Source organism: Streptomyces sp. NPDC055099, from assembly GCF_053607685.1.
Window position 1 is genome coordinate 24,717 of record NZ_JBSGUA010000019.1, and the last position, 19,362, is coordinate 44,078.

Genomic DNA, 19,362 nt, shown 5'->3' on the forward strand with positions numbered 1-19,362 from the left:
CATCGATCACCGCAAGACTTTGTGCGCCCGCCCGTCGCCCGACCACCACCCCAGGTGGAGGCGCTTGCGCGCCGCAGGTTTATGCACAATCTCCGACCGGGAGGCTCCCTTGCACCGCCGCCGTCGCACCGCGCTCACCCTCTCCGCCGCCGCGATCGCCGCGGCCCCCCTCCTTACCGCCTGCGGCGCCGAAGCCCATCCGGGCGCCGCGGCCGTCGTGGGCAACGACCGGATCACGGTCTCGCAGCTGGAGGGCCGGGTGAACGAGGTGCGCGCCGCACAGCGCGCCGCGATCCCGGACGAGCAGCAGTACGAGCAGGCCATCGCCAAGTCCGGCGGCCTCACCCGCAGCACGCTGCACACGATGGTCCTCGACAAGGTGCTGCACCGCGCGGCCGTCGACGCCGGGGTGGACGTGTCGCGCCGCGACATCCAGACGATGAGAGCGGGCCTCGAACAGCAGGCGGGCGGCAAGAAGCAGCTCGAACAGGGCTGGCTCCAGCAGTACAGCGTCGCCCCGTCCCAGCTGGAGAACAGCCTCCGCACGGAGATCGAGGCCCAGAAGCTCGCCAGGAAACTGGGCGTGGACATGAACGCCCCGGAGGGCCAGGCGATCTTCTGGAAGGAGCTCTCCAAGGCCTCCAAGAAGCTGGACGTGAACCTGAACCCGCGCTACGGCACGTGGGACGTGGAGAAGAGCAAGCGCGCCGACAGCAAGACGCCGTGGGTGCGCGAGGTGTCCGAGGACGGCGCCGCGGCCCCCAAGCAGGCGTAAGGACGCCGGTCGGGGGCCGCCGACGGCGTGGGTTACGTTCGACGGGTGAACGCAACCACGCCTCCGGCCGACGCCCCCGGCCGCGTCATCCTCCTCACCACCAGCCACCGCGTGGCCCCCGGCCTGCTCTCCTGGCCGGCGTGGCAGGCCCTGCACGGGGCCGACGAGGTCCTGTGCGCCGACGCCACGCACCCCCAACTGCCGTACCTGCGTGAGGCGGGCGTGCGCGTGGAGCAGGCGGCGCCCACCGCCCAGGAACTGGTGGACGCCTGCGCCGGCGGCCGTACGGTCCTCGTGGTCGCCACGGCCGAGGGCGACAGCGCCCTGACGGACGGCCTCGCGCGGCTCGCGGGCTCGGGCCGCGTCGCGATGCCGGACCTCGAACTGCTCCCGGCGTCGTACGACCTGCCGGGCGCGCGGCTCCTCGACCTCGTCCAGGTCATGGACCAGATCCGGGTCGAGTGCCCGTGGTCGTCGCAGCAGACGCACAAGGGCCTGGCGAAGTACGCGATCGAGGAGGCGTACGAACTGGTCGAGGCGATCGAGGAGGGCGACAGGGACGAGCTGCGCGAGGAACTCGGCGACGTCCTGCTCCAGGTGGTCTTCCACTCCCGTATCGCGGAGGAGGACGAGGAATCCCCCTTCTCCGTGGACGACGTGGCGGGCACGATCGTCGAGAAGCTCATCCACCGCCACCCGCACGTCTTCGGCGACGACGCGGCGGACACCCCCGAGGACGTCAAGGCGCACTGGCTCCGCACGAAGGCGGAGGAGAAGCAGCGCTCATCGCTGACGGAGGGCATCCCCCTCGGCCAGCCGGGCCTGGCCCTCACGGCCAAGCTGGCCTCCCGGGCACGGACGGCGGGCCTGGAGGTCCCGGTCCCGGCGGGCGAGGGCATCGGCTACGAACTCCTGGCGCTGGCGCTGCGCGCGGAGAGGGAGGGAATCGACCCGGAGGCGGCCCTGCGAGCGGCGGCACGGGCTTACCGGGACGCGGTGCTTGCGGCGGAGGGCGGGCCCGGGACACAGGGGAGTTCCAGCCTGTCCGGCGAGTGATGTAGAGGCCGCCCACCGAGCGAGGCGAGGGACTGATCAGCCCGTCCGGCGATTGAGGACGAGCTCGGCGGAGCCGGTGATGACGGCGGCGGATAACGTCGTCCCATGCAAGACCAGCCGCCCGCCCCCGCCGGGGACACCCCCGCAGCCTGCCCCGCAGGGGCGCACACCCCCGTGCCCGAGGCCCAGGGGCCTGAACTCTTCACATGGGAGTTCGCCACCGACCCCTACCCCGCCTACGCCTGGCTCCGCGAGCACGCGCCCGTGCGCAAGACGCGGCTGCCCAGTGGTGTGGACGCGTGGCTGGTGACCCGGTACGGCGACGCCAAGCAGGCACTCGCCGACCAGCGGCTCAGCAAGAACCCGGCCCATCACGGCGAGCCCGCGCACGCGAAGGGCAAGACCGGCATCCCCGGCGAGCGCAGCGCGAACCTCATGACGCATCTGCTCAACATCGACCCGCCGGACCACACCCGCCTGCGCCGCCTCGTCTCGAAGGCCTTCACTCCCCGCCGCGTCGCCGAGTTCGCGCCCCGCGTCCAGGAACTGACCGACCACCTCATCGACCAGTTCGCGGAGAAGGGGGAGGCCGACCTCATCCACGACTTCGCCTTCCCGCTCCCCATCTACGCGATCTGCGACCTGCTCGGGGTGCCCCGCGAGGACCAGGACGACTTCCGCGACTGGGCGGGGATGATGATCCGGCACGGGGGCGGGCCGAGGGGCGGAGTCGCCCGGTCCGTGAAGAAGATGCGCGGCTACCTCGCCGAGCTGATCCACCGCAAGCGCCTCGAACCCGGCGACGACCTCATCTCCGGGCTCATCCGCGCCTCCGACCACGGCGAGCACCTCACCGAGAACGAGGCCGCCGCGATGGCGTTCATCCTTCTCTTCGCCGGGTTCGAGACCACCGTCAATCTCATCGGCAACGGCACGTACGCCCTCCTCACCCACTCCGAGCAGCGTGAGCGGCTCCAGGAATCGCTCGGGAACGGCGACACCGGGCTCCTGGAGACAGGGCTCGAGGAACTCCTCCGCTTCGACGGTCCCGTCGAACTCGCCACCTGGCGGTACGCCACCGAGCCGCTGACCGTCGGAGGGGAGGACATCGCCGCCGGCGACCCCGTCCTCGTGGTCCTCGCCGCCGCCGATCGCGACCCCGCGCGATTCGACCGGCCGGACACGCTCGACCTGTCCCGCCGCGACAACCAGCACCTCGGCTACGGCCATGGCATTCATTACTGTCTCGGCGCACCGCTGGCCAGGCTCGAAGGACAGGCCGCCCTCGCGACCCTCCTGCGGCGCCTCCCTGACCTGCGCCTGGCGGCGGAACCTGGTGATTTGAGATGGCGTGGCGGGCTCATCATGCGGGGACTGCGCACGCTTCCCGTGGAGTTCACACCCGCACAGAAGAGCAAATAATCGACCCCTGAAACGATGTTTAGCTGACGGACCGTCAAGACTGTGACTTTCACGTGATCTCCGCTGCATCGACTTGTGACAAGCGTTCGACTGCCGCTACGTTCACCGACGACTCGGCATCCCGTGCCGCAGTCGTCGCTCCAGTCACGCGAAAGGCAACCGCATGCTCTCCGGCAATGGTCGTCACCGACGCCCCCGCCAGGCCCCGGCCCTGATCGTCGCGGCAGGAGTGGCGGGATCGGCCATCGCGATCCCGCTGCTCGGCGCCACCAGCGCGAGCGCGGCGGACACCGCCACATGGGACAAGCTCGCGGAGTGCGAGAGCGGCGGTTCCTGGAGCGCGGACGCGGGCAACGGCTACTACGGCGGGCTCCAGCTCTCGCAGCAGACCTGGGAGGAGTACGGCGGCCTCGACTTCGCGCCGAGCGCCGACCAGGCGAGCCGGTCCCAGCAGATCTCCGTGGCCGAGAAGGTCCTCGACGACCAGGGGCCCGACGCCTGGCCGAGCTGCGCGCCGATCGCCGGTCTCACCGAGGGCGGTGCCGCCGCCGACGTCGACCCGGGCGCGCCGATCACGACCATTCCTTCTGACGAGCCGTCGGAATCGACCGGTTCCGGCGAGTCGTCGAAGCCCGGCGGGTCGGGCGAGCCGGACGCGTCGCCGAGCGAGTCGGCCGACCCCTCGGGCAGCGCCGAGCCGTCCGGGAAGCCGGACGCCGACGACGCGTCACGAGACAAGAATCACGACGAGTCGGGCAAGTCGGGTGACTCGGACGGCTCGGGTGACTCGGACGAGTCGGCCGGGCCCGGTGACTCGACCAAGTCCGGCGACCCGGACAAGTCCGGGCGCGACGAGGCCACTTCGCCCGCCCCCTCGCCCTCCACGGGCGAGGGCGAGGGCCGTCACCGCGGCGGCAGCGCCGACGACGAGGCGTCCGAGGGCTCCGCCCGCGAGGGTTCGGGCCGGCACGCCTCGCGCGGCGACGAGCGCGAGCACGACGTCTCCGACGGGACGTACACGGTCCGTTCCGGGGACAGTCTCTCGCTCATCGCCGACGACTTGGACGTGAAGGGCGGGTGGACCGAGCTGTACGCCGAGAACGAGAAGTCGGTCGGCTCCGACCCCGACCTCATCCTTCCCGGTCAGAGCCTCGATTTGGGCGAAAAGTAGGGGTAGTTGGCGAGTCGCTTTGCGCTTGATGTCCCAATTGGCGCAAGTGAGACATGGGTCTCAGAAGCCCTGATCGTCTTTGAAATTCGGGCGATCGCATGTCTACGGTCGTGACCGCTCGCCACAGCGGGCCCCGCCGGTCGGTACGCCGAGTCCTGCCAACGGCCGTTCGGGAACAGTCGTCGCGTAAGCGCCGTAGGCAGGAGCGGGGGACCCAAGGTTTGCGCCGGGCCCGGCCGTTGAACGTCTCGCGAGAGCGAGGCGGGGAGACGGACGGGAACGGCTAGGGGTTAAGTCGCACTCAGGAAGTGCGGCCGGGCAACTTCATCGGCCCGAACCCGACAGCTCACCTCGCAGGCGTCGGTGAGGGGATCACTCATGCTGTTTTCCAGCAAGGGCAAGCACCGCCGCCCGTCCAAGGCCACCCGTGTCGCCACGCTCGCCGGCGTCACCGGTGTCGCGGTCGCGGCCCCGCTGATGGCGGCCGGCCAGGCCTCCGCCGCCACGAACTCCGAGTGGGACGCCGTCGCCCAGTGCGAGTCGGGCGGCAACTGGTCGATCAACACCGGCAACGGCTACACGGGCGGCCTGCAGTTCTCGGCGTCCACCTGGGCCGCGTACGGCGGCACGAAGTACGCGCCCACCGCCGACAAGGCCTCCAAGGCCCAGCAGATAGAGATCGGCGAGAAGGTCCTCGCGGGTCAGGGCAAGGGTGCCTGGCCGAGCTGCGGCGTCGGCCTCTCGAGCGCCTCCAACGAGGGTGGCGGTGCGCAGGAGAGCGCCCCGCAGCAGACCCAGGAGCAGCCCAAGAGCCAGCCCACGCCGCAGACCGAGCAGCCGCAGCAAGCCGCTCCGAAGGCGGAGGCCGCCCCGAAGGCCGAGTCCAAGAAGACCGTCGAGACCCCGACCGGCCAGACGGTCAAGAAGGGCGACGGCGAGTACAAGGTCAAGAAGGGTGACACCCTCTCCAAGATCGCCAAGGCGGAGGACGTCAAGGGCGGCTGGCACAAGGTGTACAAGCTCAACGGCGACATCATCGAGAACGCCGACATGATCTTCCCGGGCCAGCAGCTCCACCTCAGCTAAGCGGTAGCTGCCTCCCCACCCCCGTCCCCTCGGGTCCACCCCGCCCCGGTGCGCGTATCCCCCGTACGCACCGGGGCGGGGTATGTTTGTTCCGTTCGGAAACTTTTTGCTCTCGGTTTGTCCACAGGACGGGCGCTCGGCTGGCTCTTGTCCGGGAGCCGGTTAGGCTCGTGTCCGCGAGGCCAACGCCTCGCGTACCCGCGTCACATCCCAGAAGGAGATGCTCGTGCCGTCCATCGACGTCGTCGTAGCCCGGGAAATCCTGGACTCCCGAGGCAACCCCACGGTCGAGGTCGAGGTCGGCCTCGACGACGGCAGCACGGGTCGTGCCGCCGTTCCGTCCGGTGCGTCCACCGGTGCTTTCGAGGCCATCGAACTCCGTGACGGTGACCCCAACCGTTACCAGGGCAAGGGCGTCGAGAAGGCCGTCCTCGCCGTCATCGAGCAGATCGGCCCGGAGCTCGTCGGGTACGACGCCACCGAGCAGCGCCTGATCGACCAGGCGATGTTCGACCTCGACGCCACCGACAACAAGGGCTCGCTCGGCGCCAACGCCATCCTCGGCGTCTCGCTCGCCGTCGCGCACGCCGCGTCGGAGGCCTCCGACCTCCCGCTCTTCCGCTACCTCGGCGGCCCGAACGCGCACCTGCTGCCCGTTCCGATGATGAACATCCTGAACGGCGGGTCGCACGCCGACTCGAACGTCGACATCCAGGAGTTCATGATCGCGCCGATCGGCGCCGAGTCGTTCTCCGAGGCCCTGCGCTGGGGCACCGAGGTCTACCACACGCTGAAGAAGGTCCTGAAGGACAAGGGCCTGTCCACCGGCCTGGGCGACGAGGGCGGCTTCGCCCCGAACCTGGACTCCAACCGCGCCGCGCTCGACCTCATCCTTGAGGCCATCAAGCAGGCCGGCTACGTCCCCGGCGAGCAGATCGCGCTCGCGCTCGACGTCGCCGCGTCCGAGTTCTACAAGGACGGCTCGTACGACTTCGAGGGCAAGTCCCGCTCGGCCGCCGAGATGACCGAGTACTACGAGGAGCTCGTCGCCTCGTACCCGCTCGTCTCCATCGAGGACCCGCTGTTCGAGGACGACTGGGCCGGCTGGAACGTCATCACCGAGAAGCTCGGCGACAAGGTCCAGCTCGTCGGCGACGACCTGTTCGTCACCAACCCCGAGCGCCTCGCCCGCGGCATCGAGGAGAAGTCGGCCAACGCCCTCCTGGTGAAGGTCAACCAGATCGGCTCGCTGACCGAGACCCTGGACGCCGTCGAGATGGCGCAGCGCAGCGGCTTCAAGTGCATGATGTCGCACCGCTCCGGCGAGACCGAGGACGTCACCATCGCCGACCTCGCCGTCGCCACCAACTGCGGCCAGATCAAGACCGGCGCCCCGGCCCGCTCCGAGCGCGTCGCCAAGTACAACCAGCTCCTGCGCATCGAGGAGATCCTGGACGACGCCGCGGTGTACGCCGGTCGTTCGGCGTTCCCCCGCTTCAAGGGCTGAACAACGGCAAGCTCCGGCTCCGCTGAGTAGATACGTACGTCCCCGTACTCGGTCCCGTACCGTGTGCGGGGACGTTCGTACGTATCGGGGAGGCGGCACACATGGCCGTGAAGGACCGCGACCGGTTCTCCACCGCGACCAGGCTGCGGCTGCTCGGCGAGCAGACCGCGGAGCGTGTCTACCGCTCCCAGACCAAGCGCCAGGCGCGCCGTTCCCGGCTCACGGGACGCGCCGCGCTCCTCGCGCTCGTGCTGTGCTCGCTGGTCGTCGCCCTCGCCTACCCGATAAGGCAGTACGTCTCCCAGCGCGCGGAGATCGCCGACCAGCGCAAGGAGCAGGCCGAGCGCCGCGAGCACGTCGAGAGGCTGAAGGACGAGAAGGCCCGCTGGCGTGACGACGCGTACGCGGAGCAGCGCATCCGGGACCGGCTGCACTATGTGATGCCGGGCGAGACCGGGTACACGGTGATCGACCCCGAGGCGGCGAAGAAGCAGCGCACCGACCAGGGCGCCGCCGCCAGGCCCTGGTACTCGAACGTCTGGGACGGCGTCGACAAGGCGGACCGCCCGGCCGACGACGACTGAGCCCGACGCACCCGTCGTCCGGCTCAACAGAACCTCTACGGAACCGATCGAAAGACAGGCATGGAAACGCCCCCGCCGACCACCCCGCGCACCGAGCCCACCGACGCCGACGTCGAGGCATTCAAGCAGCAGCTCGGCCGCCCGCCGCGCGGCCTGCGGGCCATCGCCCACCGCTGCCCCTGCGGACAGCCGGACGTCGTCGAGACGGCGCCGCGCCTGCCCGACGGGACGCCGTTCCCGACGACGTACTACCTGACGTGCCCGCGGGCCGCGTCCGCGATCGGCACCCTTGAGGCCAACGGCGTCATGAAGGAGATGTCGGAGCGGCTGAAGACGGACCCCGACCTCGCTGCCGCCTACCGCAAGGCGCACGAGGACTACATCGCGCGCCGTGACGCCATCGAGGTCCTGGAGGGCTTCCCGAGCGCGGGCGGCATGCCGGACCGCGTGAAGTGCCTGCACGTCCTGGTCGGCCACTCCCTGGCCGCGGGCCCCGGCGTGAACCCGCTGGGCGACGAGGCGATCGCGATGCTCCCGGAGTGGTGGCGCAAGGGGGCGTGCGTGTCCCTCGCGGAGGGCGAGCCCGCGGGGGAGAGCGCATGACCCGCGTCGCCGCGATCGACTGCGGCACCAACTCCATCCGCCTCCTTGTGGCGGACGCCGACCCGCTGACCGGTGAACTCGTCGACCTGGACCGCAGGATGACGATCGTCCGCCTCGGCCAGGGCGTGGACAAGACGGGCCGCCTGGCCCCGGAGGCCCTGGAGCGGACCTTCGCGGCGTGCCGCGAGTACGCCGAGGTCATCAAGGCCCACGGCGCCGAGCGCGTCCGTTTCGTGGCGACCTCCGCCTCCCGCGACGCCGAGAACCGCGACGACTTCGTACGCGGGGTCCTGGACATCCTCGGTGTCGAGCCGGAGGTCATCAGCGGTGACCAGGAGGCCGAGTTCTCCTTCACGGGGGCGACGAAGGAGCTGACGGGCAGCGACCACCTCGCCAAGCCCTACCTCGTCGTCGACATCGGCGGCGGCTCCACGGAGTTCGTCGTCGGCGACGACACCGTCCGCGCCGCCCGCTCCGTCGACATCGGCTGCGTGCGCCTCACGGAGCGGCACATCCGCAGCGACCCGCCCGCGCTCGCCGAACTGGCCGCTGTCCGCGCCGACATCGCGGCCGCGCTCGACCTCGCCGAACAGACGGTGCCGATCCGCGAGGCCCGCACCCTGGTCGGCCTCGCGGGCTCGGTGACGACGGTGTCCGCCATCGCGCTCGGCCTCGACGCGTACGACTCCGCGGCGATCCACCACTCCCGTGTCTCCTACGAGCAGGTGAGCGAGATCGTCGGCCGGCTGGCCGGGGCCACGCACGACGAGCGGGCCGCGATCCCGGTGATGCATCCGGGGCGCGTGGACGTGATCGTGTCGGGCGCCCTCGTCCTCCTTTCGATCATGGAAAGGACCGGTGCGGGGGAGGTCGTCGTCAGCGAACACGACATCCTCGACGGCATCGGCTGGTCGATCGCCTGAGCGCCCCAGGCGGCGTCTGAGCGGCTGTTCGGGGGCCCGGAAGGGCCCCCGACGACATGCCGTCGGGAAAGTTCGTGAAGTTCTTCACAAGGAAATCGGCTCGGTTGGACGATGTTCAGGGGTTCTGGACCCCTGAAAGTGACCCGAGAAGGCCCTGCGACCCACGACAGTGAAGGTTCGGGAGTGCGTCCGGAGGGTGGGCCCGTCGAGTGGTCCACTGCCTCCGAGAGGCCAGAGCGGCAGCTCACAAGGGGTGCACAACGTCCCGGGTCATCCCGTGGTTCCCCTGGGGCTCTATGGCCTGCGTCACGTGGGCGGCGAACTATAGCAGAGGGTCCACCCATGCTTGTGAAGGGGCGCACGAGCGACCCCCGCCGGGCAGGTGGATACTCGATGGCATGAGCACCACGGAGCGTCCCAGGATCCTCGTAGTAGGCGGTGGGTACGTAGGCCTGTACGCAGCTCGGCGCATTCTCAAGAAGATGCGCTACGGAGAGGCGACCGTCACGGTCGTCGACCCCCGGTCGTACATGACCTACCAGCCCTTCCTCCCCGAAGCCGCCGCCGGCAGCATTTCGCCTCGGCACGTCGTCGTCCCGCTGCGACGCGTGCTGCCCAAGGCGGAAGTTCTGACCGGCCGGGTCACCACCATCGATCAGGACCGCAAGGTCGCCACGATCGCCCCCCTCGTGGGCGAGGCGTACGAGCTGCCTTTCGACTACCTGGTCATCGCGATGGGCGCGGTCTCCCGCACCTTCCCGATCCCCGGCCTCGCCGAGCAGGGCATCGGCATGAAGGGCATCGAGGAGGCCATCGGCCTGCGCAACCACGTCCTCGAGCAGCTGGACAAGGCTGACTCCACGACGGACGAGGACGTCCGCCGCAAGGCGCTGACCTTCGTCTTCGTCGGCGGTGGCTTCGCGGGTGCGGAGACCATCGGTGAGGTCGAGGACATGGCCCGCGACGCGGCCAAGTACTACAAGAACGTGAAGCGCGAGGACATGCGCTTCGTGCTCGTCGACGTCGCGGACAAGATCCTCCCCGAGGTCGGCCCGAAGCTCGGCCAGTACGGCAAGGAGCACCTCGAGGGCCGCGGTGTCGAGGTCTACCTCAAGACCGGCATGGACTCCTGCGTGGACGGCCACGTGGTGCTGAACAACGGCCTCGAGGTCGACTCCAGCACCATCGTGTGGACCGCCGGCGTCAAGCCGAACCCGGCGCTCGCCCGCTTCGGTCTGCCGCTCGGCCCCCGTGGCCACGTCGACACCCAGACGACCCTCCAGGTCCAGGGCACCGACTACATCTGGGCCGCGGGCGACAACGCCCAGGTGCCGGACCTCGTCGGCCGCAAGGCGGGCAACGAGAACGCCTGGTGCCCGCCGAACGCCCAGCACGCGCTGCGTCAGGCCAAGGTCCTCGGCGACAACGTGATCTCCGGCATGCGGGGCTTCCCGCAGAAGGAGTACAGCCACGCCAACAAGGGTGCGGTCGCCGGTCTCGGCCTGCACAAGGGCGTCGCGATGATCGTCATGGGCAAGATGAAGATCAAGCTCAAGGGCCGTCTCGCCTGGTACATGCACCGCGCGTACCACGGCATGGCGATGCCGACGTTCAACCGCAAGATCCGCGTCTTCGCGGACTGGACGCTCGCGGTCTTCCTCAAGCGTGAGGTCGTCTCGCTGGGCGCCATGGAGACGCCGCGCGAGGAGTTCTACGAGGCCGCCAAGCCCGCGCCGAAGCCCGCCGCGGCCAAGGCGGAGGCCCCGGCCGTCAAGGCCGAGGAGAAGGCCAAGGCCTCCTGACCTCCGGTCACTGATCCACCCCGAAGGGGCCGTCCGCCATCCGTGGTGCGGGCGGCCCCTTCGGGCTTTTCCGGCGCCGTATACATGGTGCTTACACTTATTTTGCCGATCCGTGACGCGGCAACGGGACTGCGCAAGCGCCCTGTTGGTGTTTACGTGGTGTTGAGCTGTCCGGGATTCCCCATCACGGAGGTGTGCACCATGCCACACGCCGCACCGCGGCTTGAGAGCCTCGCCGAACAACTGCTGGGAGCCCCGCTCCCCGTGCGCATTCGTGCCTGGGACGGTTCGGAAGCAGGCCCGCCGGGTGCCCCTGTCCTCGTCGTACGCAGCCGCCGCGCCCTGCGCCGCCTGATGTGGAAGCCGGGCGAGCTGGGCCTGGCCCGCGCCTGGGTGGCCGGTGACCTGGACGTCGAGGGCGATCTGTACGCCGCGCTCGAACGGCTCGCCGGGTTCATCTGGGAGCGCGACGAGGACGCCAAGAGCCTCAGGGAGTCGCTGCGCGACCCGCAGTTCCGCGCCGCCGCACGCAGCCTGATCGGACTCGCCGCGCCCTTCCTGCCGCCCGCCCCGCCGCCGGAGGAGATGCGCGGACGCGGCCGTCTCCACCTGCACACCAAGCGCAGCGACCGGCAGGCCATCAGCCACCACTACGACGTGGGCAACGACTTCTACGAGCTGGTGCTCGGCCCCTCGATGGTCTACTCGTGCGCCTACTGGGAGTCGCCCGACGGCACCCTGGAGGACGCCCAGCGCGACAAGCTCGAACTCATCTCCCGCAAGCTCGCCCTGAAGCCCGGCATGCGCCTGCTCGACGTCGGCTGCGGCTGGGGCTCCATGGCGATCCACGCGGCCCGCGAGCACGGCGTCACCGTCGTCGGCGTCACGCTCTCCCAGGAGCAGGCCGCGTACGCCAGGAAGCGCATCGCGGAGGAGGGCCTGACCGACCGGGTCGAGATCCGCGTCCAGGACTACCGTGACGTGCGCGACGGCCCGTACGACGCCATCTCCTCCATCGGCATGGCCGAACACGTCGGCGCCGAGCGGTACTTGGAGTACGCACAGGACCTGCACGCCCTCCTCAAGCCCGGCGGCCGGCTCCTCAACCACCAGATCGCGCGCCGCCCGCAGGCCGACGAGTCGACGTACCAGGTCGACGACTTCATCGACGCCTATGTCTTCCCCGGCGGCGAGCTCGCCCCCGTGGGGTCCACCGTCGCGCAGCTGGAGCGCGCCGGGTTCGAGGTGCGTGACGTGGAGGCGATCCGCGAGCACTACGCCCTCACCCTGCGCCGCTGGGTGGCCAACCTGGAGGCCCGCTGGAAGGAGGGCCAGCGGCTCACCTCGCCGGGCCGCGCCCGCATCTGGCGCCTCTACATGGCGGCTTCCGCGCTCTCCTTCGAGCGCAACCGCATCGGCGTCAACCAGGTACTCGCGGTGAGGACCCCGGAGACGGGCACCTCCGGGATGCCGCTGCGGGCCCGCGCCTGGCAGTAGGACGTACACGAGCGGGGCCCCGGACGGCATGCGCGTCCGGGGCCCCTGGGTATCCGCTGGCAGGTGCTACTCGCTCTTGATCGCCATCAGCGGGTTCAGCTTGGCCGCGCTGCGGGCCGGCCACATCGCCGCGAGGACGCCGACCAGACCCGCGATGCAGAGGAAGACCGCGATACGGCCGACCGGGATCTCCATGGCGTACGTCTTCACCGTGCCGGAGATGCTGTTGCCCGCGGCCCAGCCCATGAAGAGGCCCAGACCGATGCCGAGCACCGCGCCGAACAGGGAGATCAGGACCGCCTCCAGGCGCACCATCTGCTTGACCTTCGCGCGGTCGAGGCCGATGGCCCGCATCATGCCGATCTCGTGCTTCCGCTCGAAGACCGACATGGCCAGGGTGTTGATGACACCGAGCACCGCGATCAGGATGGCCATCGCGAGCAGGCCGTAGAGCATGTTCAGCATCAGGTTGATCGCGCCCGCGATCTCGTTGCTGATCGCGTCCTTGTCCTGGATCTTGATGGCGGGGTTGTCGCCGAGCGCCTTGACGATGGCGTCCTCGGACCCGTCGGAGACACCGCCCTTCATCTTCACGAGGACCTGCTCGTCGGCGATCTTCGACAGGTGCGGGTCGACCACGGCGAGCGGCGTGAACATGCCGCTGATCATCTCGTTCTGCTCGTAGACACCGGCGATCTTCAGCTTGACCGTCTTGTCGTCGTCGAACTTCACCGGGACGGTGTCGCCCGTGCGCAGGTTCTGCTTGTCCGCGGTCTCCTTGTCGACCAGCGTGGACTGACCGGTGAGGTTCGCGAGGGAGCCGCTGCTGAAGTCCAGGCTCGCCAGCTTGCCGAAGTCCTTCTCGTCGACGCCCGAGATCTTGCTGTACGAGCCGTCCAGCTCGCCGTACGCGGCGCGCAGCGGGCTGCTCGCCTTGACCTCCGGCAGCTTGTCCAGCTTCTCGCGGACCTCGGGGGTCAGCGGCTGGTAGTTCGCCATGGAGACGGTGTAGTCGGCCTTCAGGGAGCCCGCGGCCATCTTGTTGATGGCGCTGCCCATCGAGGTCGCGACCACCGTCATCGCCGTGATGAGGGTCAGGCCGATCATCAGGGCCGCGGCGGTGGAGGCCGTACGGCGCGGGTTGCGCACCGCGTTGAGCCGGGACAGCTTGCCCGTGACGCCGAACGGCTTCAGGAGCGGGGCCGAGGCGGCGATGAACGGGCGCGACAGGAGCGGCGTGAGGACGATGACACCGACGAGGATCGTTCCGGCGCCGCCGGCCATCACGTAGTTGTCGTCCATGAACAGCATGACCGTGCCGAGGGCGACGATGATCGAGCCGATGGTGTTGCGGACGACGAGGCCGCGCGTGGTCGGCGTCGCGTGCACGCTGTTCATCGCGGCGACCGGCGGGATCTTCGCCGCGCGGCGGCCCGGCAGCCAGGCGGCCAGCATGGTCACGACCACACCGATGACCAGGGAGACGACGATCGTGGTCGGGGCGATGACGATCGGCCCGTCGGGCAGCGAGGCGCCCGCGGAGTTCATCAGGGACTCCAGGGCCATGGCCACGCCGATGCCGAGCGCGAAGCCGGTCACCGCGGCCACCAGGCCCACCAGGAACGCCTCGATGAGCACGGAGCGCGTCACCTGACGGCGCGAGGCCCCGACGGCGCGCATGAGCGCGAGCTCCTTGGTGCGCTGGGCGACCAGCATGGTGAAGGTGTTGGCGATGATGAAGATGCCGACGAACAGCGCGATGCCGGCGAAGATCAGCAGGACCTGGCTCATCGACTTGGTCTGCTCTTCGATCATCGCGTCCTGGTCGTCCGAGAGCTGGGCGCCGGTGACGGCTTCCGTGTCCTTCGGCAGGATCTTGTCGACCGCGCTCTTCAGCGCCGTCTCGGAGGTGCCCGCGGCGGCCTTCACGTCGATCTCGTCGTACTCGGTCTTGCCGAGGACCTTGAGCGCGGTGTCGTTGTCGAACACCACCAGGCTGCCGCCCGCCAGGACGCTGCCGTCGTCGGTGTCGAAGACGCCGCTGATCTTCGCGGTCTTCACCGGTCCGTCGGTGGAGTAGCGGACCGTGTCGCCGACCTTGTAGCCGGTGCGCTCGGCGGTCCTGGAGTCCAGGGCGATGTCACCGGCGTTCTTGGGCGCCGCGCCCTCGGCGAAGTCGTAGCGGGGGTCCTTGCCGCCCTTGCCGGGGTAGTAGTTGGCACCCGTGGTGCCCCACTCGCCGCCGACGAGCTTGCCGTCCTTGTCGGCGAGCGCGGTGAAGCCCGTGACGCCGCCGATCGCCGAGTCGGCGCCCGGCAGGCCCTGGGTCTTCTTCAGCAGGGCGTCGGTCAGCCGCGGCGGGGTCTTGGCCTCGCTGTCGTCACCGGACCCGTAGAAGGCGGAGCCGCCCTCGGTCTGTACGGCGACCGAGACGTGGTCGAAGCTCTTCGCCGACTTGTTCTTGTAGGCGTTGCCGAAGGTGTCGGTGAAGACGAGGGTGCCGGAGACGAAGGCGACGCCGAGCATGACGGCGAGCACCGTCATCAGCAGCCTCGCCTTGTGCGCGAGCACGTTGCGCAGGGCGGTACGGAACATGGGTGTGAGTCCTGGTGGGGGAGAAGGCGGACGAGAAGCGGAGAGGCGCGTGGGCGGCTAGCTCGTTCGCCCCTTGGCGTCGAAGTCCTTCATCCGGTCGAGGACGCCGTCCGCCGTCGGCGAGAGCATCTCGTCGACGATCCGGCCGTCGGCGAGGAAGATCACGCGGTCCGCGTACGCGGCGGCCACCGGGTCGTGGGTGACCATGACGACGGTCTGGCCCAGTTCGCGCACGGAGTTGCGCAGGAAGCCGAGGACCTCGGCGCCCGAGCGCGAGTCCAGGTTTCCGGTCGGCTCGTCGCCGAAGATGATGTCGGGCTGCGAGGCGAGCGCGCGGGCCACGGCGACGCGCTGCTGCTGGCCGCCGGAGAGCTCGGTGGGCCGGTGGGAGAGGCGCTCGGCCAGGCCGACCATCGAGATGACCTGCTCCAGCCACTGCTTGTCGGGCTTGCGGCCCGCGATGTCCATCGGCAGCGTGATGTTCTCCAGGGCCGTCAGCGTCGGCAGCAGGTTGAAGGCCTGGAAGATGAAGCCGATCTTGTCCCGGCGGAGCTTGGTGAGCTGCTTGTCCTTGAGGGTGGACAGCTCGGTCTCACCGATCCGCACGGAGCCGCCGCTGAAGCTGTCGAGCCCCGCGACACAGTGCATCAGGGTCGACTTGCCGGAGCCCGAGGGGCCCATGATCGCGGTGAACTCACCCTGCCGGAAGTCGACGGAGACATGGTCCAGGGCGACCACCTGGGTCTCGCCCTGTCCGTACACCTTGGAGAGGTCCATGGCGCGTGCGGCCACCGCGGTGCTGCGGGCGGCGAAGGGGGTGGTGGTCACGGGGCGGTGCTCCTGTCGGGACGACGAGTGGGGACGTACTCCATCGTGCTGGCAGATCCGCGCCGTGTAGTCAGCCGCTGTTCCGGTTCCGGGGGCCCTCTGCAGTCGGACTCCGGGAGCCCGTGTCATACCTGGGGATGACCCCCGCCCCTGACGCAGGTAGCACTCGCCAGTGACGCGCATGAGCCGCGTAGGCGGCTAAATTCCGTCAATCCGTCCCGGAGGCCGCACAGCGGTGGAAGGGCCTGCGGCATGTACCGATGGGCCGTACCGGTGGCTGATGCACCCTCAGACGTCAATAAAATAAGACAACATCGGGCTGTTGTTCCGCTGTTCGGGGGACGCCTCCCGATAGGGTCGAATCACTTGATGCGGAGCCCATGGCCTGCCCGGATGGTGGAATGCAGACACGGCGAGCTTAAACCTCGCTGCCCCTAGCGGGCGTGCCGGTTCAAGTCCGGCTCCGGGCACCTCCGTCAAGGCCTCGGCGGGTACGCGCGCCAAGGCATCAGCGCGCCGTTGAAGCGTGCCGCCGTGTGCAGGTCCGCCTCGATCGCCGCCGCCGTCTCGCGCAGTGCGGGAAGCAGCGCTTCGACGGTCTCCTCCAGCGGCGCCGTCCCCGCGTGCTGCGCCACGTTCAGGGCGGCGATCACACGGCCCTCCGCGTCCTTGACCGGTACGGCCACCGAGCGCAGGCCCTCCTCCAATTCCTCGTCCGCGGTGGCGTGGCCGTCGGCCGCGGCGCGTTCCAGGATGCCGTGCAGGGCCGCCGGGTCGGTGACCGTGCGGCGGGTGAGGGGGCGGGGCGGGTCCGCCTTCAGGAGGCGTTCGCGGTCCTCCGGGGGGAGCCCGGCGAGCAGGACCCGGCCCATGGCCGTGGGGTAGGCGGGGAAGCGGGTGCCGAGCGTGATGTAGACGCTCATGACGCGGACCGTCGCCGCGCGGGCCACGTACAGGATGTCCGTGCCGTCGAGCACCGTGACCGACGCCGACTGGTGTACGCGGTCGGTCAGTTGGCGCAGGTGCGGCTCGGCGATGTCGGCGAAGCCCAGGCGGGAGAGGCGGGCGTAGCCGAGTTCCAGGATGCGGGGGAGCGGGCGGTAGAGGCGGCCGTCGTGTGCCGCGTACCCCTCGACTTCCAGGGTGTGCAGGCAGCGGCGTGCGGTGGCCCGCGGCAGGCCGGTGGCGGCGGCGATCGCGGTGAGCGGCAGGCCCTCGCCGTGCGCCCGGCCGAGGGCGCGCAGCACGGCGAGACCGCGGGCGAGCGACTGGAGGAAACCGGGGCCGAGTTCGGCCTTGGCGTCGACCGTGTCCAGCGGCTGATCCGCCGTCAACTCCGTTTCCGTGTACGGCGGTGCGGCCGCCGGCAGGGACTCCAGGTACGCCGCCTCCTCGCGGAGCCGTGGCAGCACGAGCTCCGCGAGGCCCCGCGCCGTGTGCCTGCTGGTGTGGCTCACCGCGGACAGGGCGTACCGCACGCGGCCCGCCGCGTCGCGCACCGGGACCGCCGTCGCGATCAGGCCCGGCTCGATCAGCTGGTCGTCCAGGGCCCAGCCCGCCGCGCGCGAGCGCTCCACCCGCTCCGCGAGGTCCGGGGGCGGGGACGCGGGGCCGGGCGGCAGCGCGGGGAAGGCGTCGCCCCCGGGGTCGGCGGCCACGCGTGCCCGCCACGTCGCCCACGCCGTCTCGTCCCACTCGGCGGCGAACAGCGCGCCCGGCGCGCACCGTTCGGCGGGGAGTAGATCGCCGATGCGGAAGGCCACCGACATGGCGCGGCGCCGCGCGGCCTGCGTGACGAAGCGGACGCCGTCGCCGTCCGGCACCGCGAGGGACACCGACTCGTCCAGCTCGTCCGCGAGCCGGGCAGTGCGGGCCGCGACCTCGCCGCTCAGCCCGCTCGCCGCCAGGTAGGCGTTGCCGAGCTCCATCAGGCGGGGCGTGAGGTGGAGCTCCTGGCCGTGCTCGCGTACGTAGCCCAGGCGGGCCAGGGTCGCCACGACCCGGTCGACCGTCGAGCGGGCCAGGCCGGTCGCGCGCACGAGGTCGCCCGCCCTGACCTGTTCGGCGACCGCGAGGGCACGAAGCACCGCGAGACCGCGCTCCAGGGGGCGTACGGACTCTTCTGGCATGGCCTCGCTCCTCGCACGGCGGAAATCAGGTGCCTCGCAACCGTTGACAGCCGCTGGGTCCGGTCGGAGACTCCCGTCAGCACATTATGAACGAAAGTTCACCAGGCGAACAAGTGCCTCTTGTCCTGCCAATCGTCGAACACGTGGAGGGGTCGGCCGATGCGCACCACCGTCGGAATCATCGGAGCCGGACCGGCGGGCCTGCTCCTCGCCCGCCTGCTGCACAACGCGGGCATCGATTCCGTCGTCCTGGAGACCCGGGACCGCGCCTACGTCGAACAGCGCCAGCGCGCCGGAATCCTGGAACAGGGCACTGTCGACGTCCTGCGCGAGGCGGGCGCAGCGGCCCGCATGGACCGCGAGGGCATCCCGCACGACGGCATCGAGCTGCGCTTCGACCGCCGCAGGCACCGCGTCGACTTCCCCGCGCTGACCGGCGGCCGGTCCGTGATGGTCTACGCCCAGACCGAGGTCTGCAAGGACCTCATAGCCCTCCAGCTCGCCGCCGGGGACCCGCTCCTGTTCGAGGCGGAGGCACTCGCCGTGGAGGGCGCCGAGACCGAGAACCCGCGCGTCCGCTTCTGCCACCAGGGCCGCGAGTCCGTCCTGGAGTGCGACTACGTGGTGGGCTGCGACGGCTCCTGGGGCGTGGCCCGCAAGGCCGTACCCGCCGATGTCTCCCGGGTCTTCGAGCGGACGTACCCCTTCGGCTGGCTCGGCATCCTCGCCGACGTACCGCCCTCGCACGACGAACTGGTCTACGCCCGCCACGACCGCGGCTTCGCCCTCCTGTCCATGCGCTCGCCCACCGTCACCCGTGCCTACCTCCAGGTCCCGGCAGGTACCGACGCCGCGGACTGGGGCGACGAGGAGATCTGGGACGAGCTGGACCGCCGCCTGGAGACCGACGACCCGCAGTGGACCCTCAAGCGCGGGCCCATCACCGCCAAGTCCGTCACGCCCATGCGCAGTCACGTCCACGAGCCCATGCGGCACGGACGCGTCTTCCTCGCCGGGGACGCCGCCCACATCGTCCCGCCGACCGGCGCCAAGGGCCTCAACCTCGCCGTCGGCGACGTCGTCACCTTCGCCCGCGCGCTCGTCGAGTACCGCGAGACCGGCTCCGACGCCCGCCTGGAGGCGTACTCCGCGACCTGCCTGCGCCGCGTCTGGCAGGCCGAACGCTTCTCGTACGACATGACCACGATGCTGCACCGCGCTCCCGAAGCCACCCCCTTCGACGACCGCATCCAGCTCGCCCGCCTCGACCGCGTCACCACCGCGCGTCCGGCCGAGGCGGACCTCGCCGAGAGCTACACGGGCTTCCCGCTCGACTGAGCCCGCACCCCCGTCCCCCTGGTAGTCCCCACTCCACAAAGAAGTG

At 70.3% G+C, this 19,362-nt stretch carries 15 protein-coding genes, 1 tRNA gene and 1 riboswitch; of the genes, 13 read left to right on the forward strand and 3 right to left on the reverse strand.

Going from position 1 to position 19,362, the window contains the following annotated elements:
• Window positions 1–109 precede the first annotated feature (109 nt).
• The 11 genes from ACWFRU_RS35240 to ACWFRU_RS35290 all read left to right on the forward strand — a co-directional run bounded on the left by ACWFRU_RS35240 (window position 110) and on the right by ACWFRU_RS35290 (window position 12,426).
• Window positions 110–775: a SurA N-terminal domain-containing protein gene (locus ACWFRU_RS35240; RefSeq protein WP_453692170.1), complete on the forward strand. Its 666-nt coding sequence runs from the start codon at window positions 110–112 to the stop codon at window positions 773–775.
• Window positions 776–820: 45 nt separating this feature from the next.
• Window positions 821–1,831: a nucleoside triphosphate pyrophosphohydrolase gene (locus tag ACWFRU_RS35245; RefSeq protein ID WP_453692171.1), complete on the forward strand. Its 1,011-nt coding sequence runs from the start codon at window positions 821–823 to the stop codon at window positions 1,829–1,831.
• A gap of 105 nt (window positions 1,832–1,936) precedes the next feature.
• Window positions 1,937–3,253: a cytochrome P450 family protein gene (locus ACWFRU_RS35250; RefSeq protein ID WP_453692172.1), complete on the forward strand. Its 1,317-nt coding sequence runs from the start codon at window positions 1,937–1,939 to the stop codon at window positions 3,251–3,253.
• A 163-nt stretch (window positions 3,254–3,416) separates the two neighbouring features.
• The gene (locus ACWFRU_RS35255) at window positions 3,417–4,424 is read left to right on the forward strand and encodes a transglycosylase family protein (RefSeq protein WP_453692173.1); all 1,008 of its coding nucleotides are present in this window, start codon (window positions 3,417–3,419) and stop codon (window positions 4,422–4,424) included.
• 181 nt (window positions 4,425–4,605) lie between these two features.
• Window positions 4,606–4,799: riboswitch (cyclic di-AMP (ydaO/yuaA leader) on the forward strand.
• 3 nt (window positions 4,800–4,802) lie between these two features.
• Window positions 4,803–5,510, forward strand: coding sequence for a transglycosylase family protein (locus tag ACWFRU_RS35260; protein ID WP_453692174.1), 708 nt, complete (start codon window positions 4,803–4,805; stop codon window positions 5,508–5,510).
• A gap of 226 nt (window positions 5,511–5,736) precedes the next feature.
• A complete protein-coding gene (gene eno / locus ACWFRU_RS35265; RefSeq protein WP_453692175.1) occupies window positions 5,737–7,017 on the forward strand; it encodes a phosphopyruvate hydratase in 1,281 nt (426 codons plus the stop codon).
• Window positions 7,018–7,118: 101 nt separating this feature from the next.
• Window positions 7,119–7,601: an FtsB family cell division protein gene (locus ACWFRU_RS35270; protein ID WP_453692176.1), complete on the forward strand. Its 483-nt coding sequence runs from the start codon at window positions 7,119–7,121 to the stop codon at window positions 7,599–7,601.
• Between the two features lie 60 nt (window positions 7,602–7,661).
• Window positions 7,662–8,204: a DUF501 domain-containing protein gene (locus ACWFRU_RS35275; protein ID WP_453692177.1), complete on the forward strand. Its 543-nt coding sequence runs from the start codon at window positions 7,662–7,664 to the stop codon at window positions 8,202–8,204.
• Window positions 8,201–9,127: a Ppx/GppA phosphatase family protein gene (locus ACWFRU_RS35280; protein WP_453692178.1), complete on the forward strand. Its 927-nt coding sequence runs from the start codon at window positions 8,201–8,203 to the stop codon at window positions 9,125–9,127. The genes ACWFRU_RS35275 and ACWFRU_RS35280 overlap by 4 nt, the downstream gene beginning before the upstream one ends.
• A gap of 398 nt (window positions 9,128–9,525) precedes the next feature.
• Window positions 9,526–10,929, forward strand: a complete 1,404-nt coding sequence (locus ACWFRU_RS35285; RefSeq protein WP_453692179.1) for an NAD(P)/FAD-dependent oxidoreductase — start codon at window positions 9,526–9,528, stop codon at window positions 10,927–10,929.
• 201 nt (window positions 10,930–11,130) lie between these two features.
• Window positions 11,131–12,426: a class I SAM-dependent methyltransferase gene (locus tag ACWFRU_RS35290; RefSeq protein ID WP_453692180.1), complete on the forward strand. Its 1,296-nt coding sequence runs from the start codon at window positions 11,131–11,133 to the stop codon at window positions 12,424–12,426.
• Between the two features lie 66 nt (window positions 12,427–12,492).
• Here the strand turns inward: ACWFRU_RS35290 and ACWFRU_RS35295 are convergent, their stop codons facing one another.
• Window positions 12,493–15,021: an ABC transporter permease gene (locus ACWFRU_RS35295; protein WP_453692181.1), complete on the reverse strand. Its 2,529-nt coding sequence runs from the start codon at window positions 15,019–15,021 to the stop codon at window positions 12,493–12,495.
• 57 nt (window positions 15,022–15,078) lie between these two features.
• Window positions 15,079–15,849 (reverse strand): ABC transporter ATP-binding protein, encoded by a 771-nt coding sequence (locus tag ACWFRU_RS35300; RefSeq protein WP_453692182.1) that lies wholly within the window; start codon window positions 15,847–15,849, stop codon window positions 15,079–15,081.
• A gap of 387 nt (window positions 15,850–16,236) precedes the next feature.
• Here ACWFRU_RS35300 and ACWFRU_RS35305 point away from each other — a divergent pair.
• A tRNA-Leu gene (locus tag ACWFRU_RS35305) sits at window positions 16,237–16,319 on the forward strand.
• 6 nt (window positions 16,320–16,325) lie between these two features.
• On the opposite strand, the gene ACWFRU_RS35310 is transcribed toward ACWFRU_RS35305, so the two are convergent.
• Window positions 16,326–17,978 (reverse strand): IclR family transcriptional regulator domain-containing protein, encoded by a 1,653-nt coding sequence (locus tag ACWFRU_RS35310; RefSeq protein WP_453692183.1) that lies wholly within the window; start codon window positions 17,976–17,978, stop codon window positions 16,326–16,328.
• Window positions 17,979–18,137: 159 nt separating this feature from the next.
• On the opposite strand from ACWFRU_RS35310, the gene ACWFRU_RS35315 reads away from it, so the two are divergent.
• On the forward strand, window positions 18,138–19,316 hold the full coding sequence (locus ACWFRU_RS35315; RefSeq protein ID WP_453692184.1) for a 4-hydroxybenzoate 3-monooxygenase: 1,179 nt from the start codon (window positions 18,138–18,140) through the stop codon (window positions 19,314–19,316).
• The last annotated feature ends 46 nt before the right edge of the window (window positions 19,317–19,362 follow it).

What these genes read in the sequence shown, in the direction of transcription:
- ACWFRU_RS35250 (WP_453692172.1), top strand. Translation starts at nt 1,937, where the DNA reads ATGCAAGACCAGCCGCCCGCCCCCGCCGGGGACACCCCCGCAGCCTGC.
- ACWFRU_RS35255 (WP_453692173.1), top strand. Translation starts at nt 3,417, where the DNA reads ATGCTCTCCGGCAATGGTCGTCACCGACGCCCCCGCCAGGCCCCGGCC.
- ACWFRU_RS35260 (WP_453692174.1), top strand. Translation starts at nt 4,803, where the DNA reads ATGCTGTTTTCCAGCAAGGGCAAGCACCGCCGCCCGTCCAAGGCCACC.
- ACWFRU_RS35270 (WP_453692176.1), top strand. Translation starts at nt 7,119, where the DNA reads ATGGCCGTGAAGGACCGCGACCGGTTCTCCACCGCGACCAGGCTGCGG.
- ACWFRU_RS35275 (WP_453692177.1), top strand. Translation starts at nt 7,662, where the DNA reads ATGGAAACGCCCCCGCCGACCACCCCGCGCACCGAGCCCACCGACGCC.
- ACWFRU_RS35280 (WP_453692178.1), top strand. Translation starts at nt 8,201, where the DNA reads ATGACCCGCGTCGCCGCGATCGACTGCGGCACCAACTCCATCCGCCTC.
- ACWFRU_RS35285 (WP_453692179.1), top strand. Translation starts at nt 9,526, where the DNA reads ATGAGCACCACGGAGCGTCCCAGGATCCTCGTAGTAGGCGGTGGGTAC.
- ACWFRU_RS35290 (WP_453692180.1), top strand. Translation starts at nt 11,131, where the DNA reads ATGCCACACGCCGCACCGCGGCTTGAGAGCCTCGCCGAACAACTGCTG.
- ACWFRU_RS35295 (WP_453692181.1), bottom strand. Translation starts at nt 15,021, where the DNA reads ATGTTCCGTACCGCCCTGCGCAACGTGCTCGCGCACAAGGCGAGGCTG.
- ACWFRU_RS35310 (WP_453692183.1), bottom strand. Translation starts at nt 17,978, where the DNA reads ATGCCAGAAGAGTCCGTACGCCCCCTGGAGCGCGGTCTCGCGGTGCTT.
- ACWFRU_RS35315 (WP_453692184.1), top strand. Translation starts at nt 18,138, where the DNA reads ATGCGCACCACCGTCGGAATCATCGGAGCCGGACCGGCGGGCCTGCTC.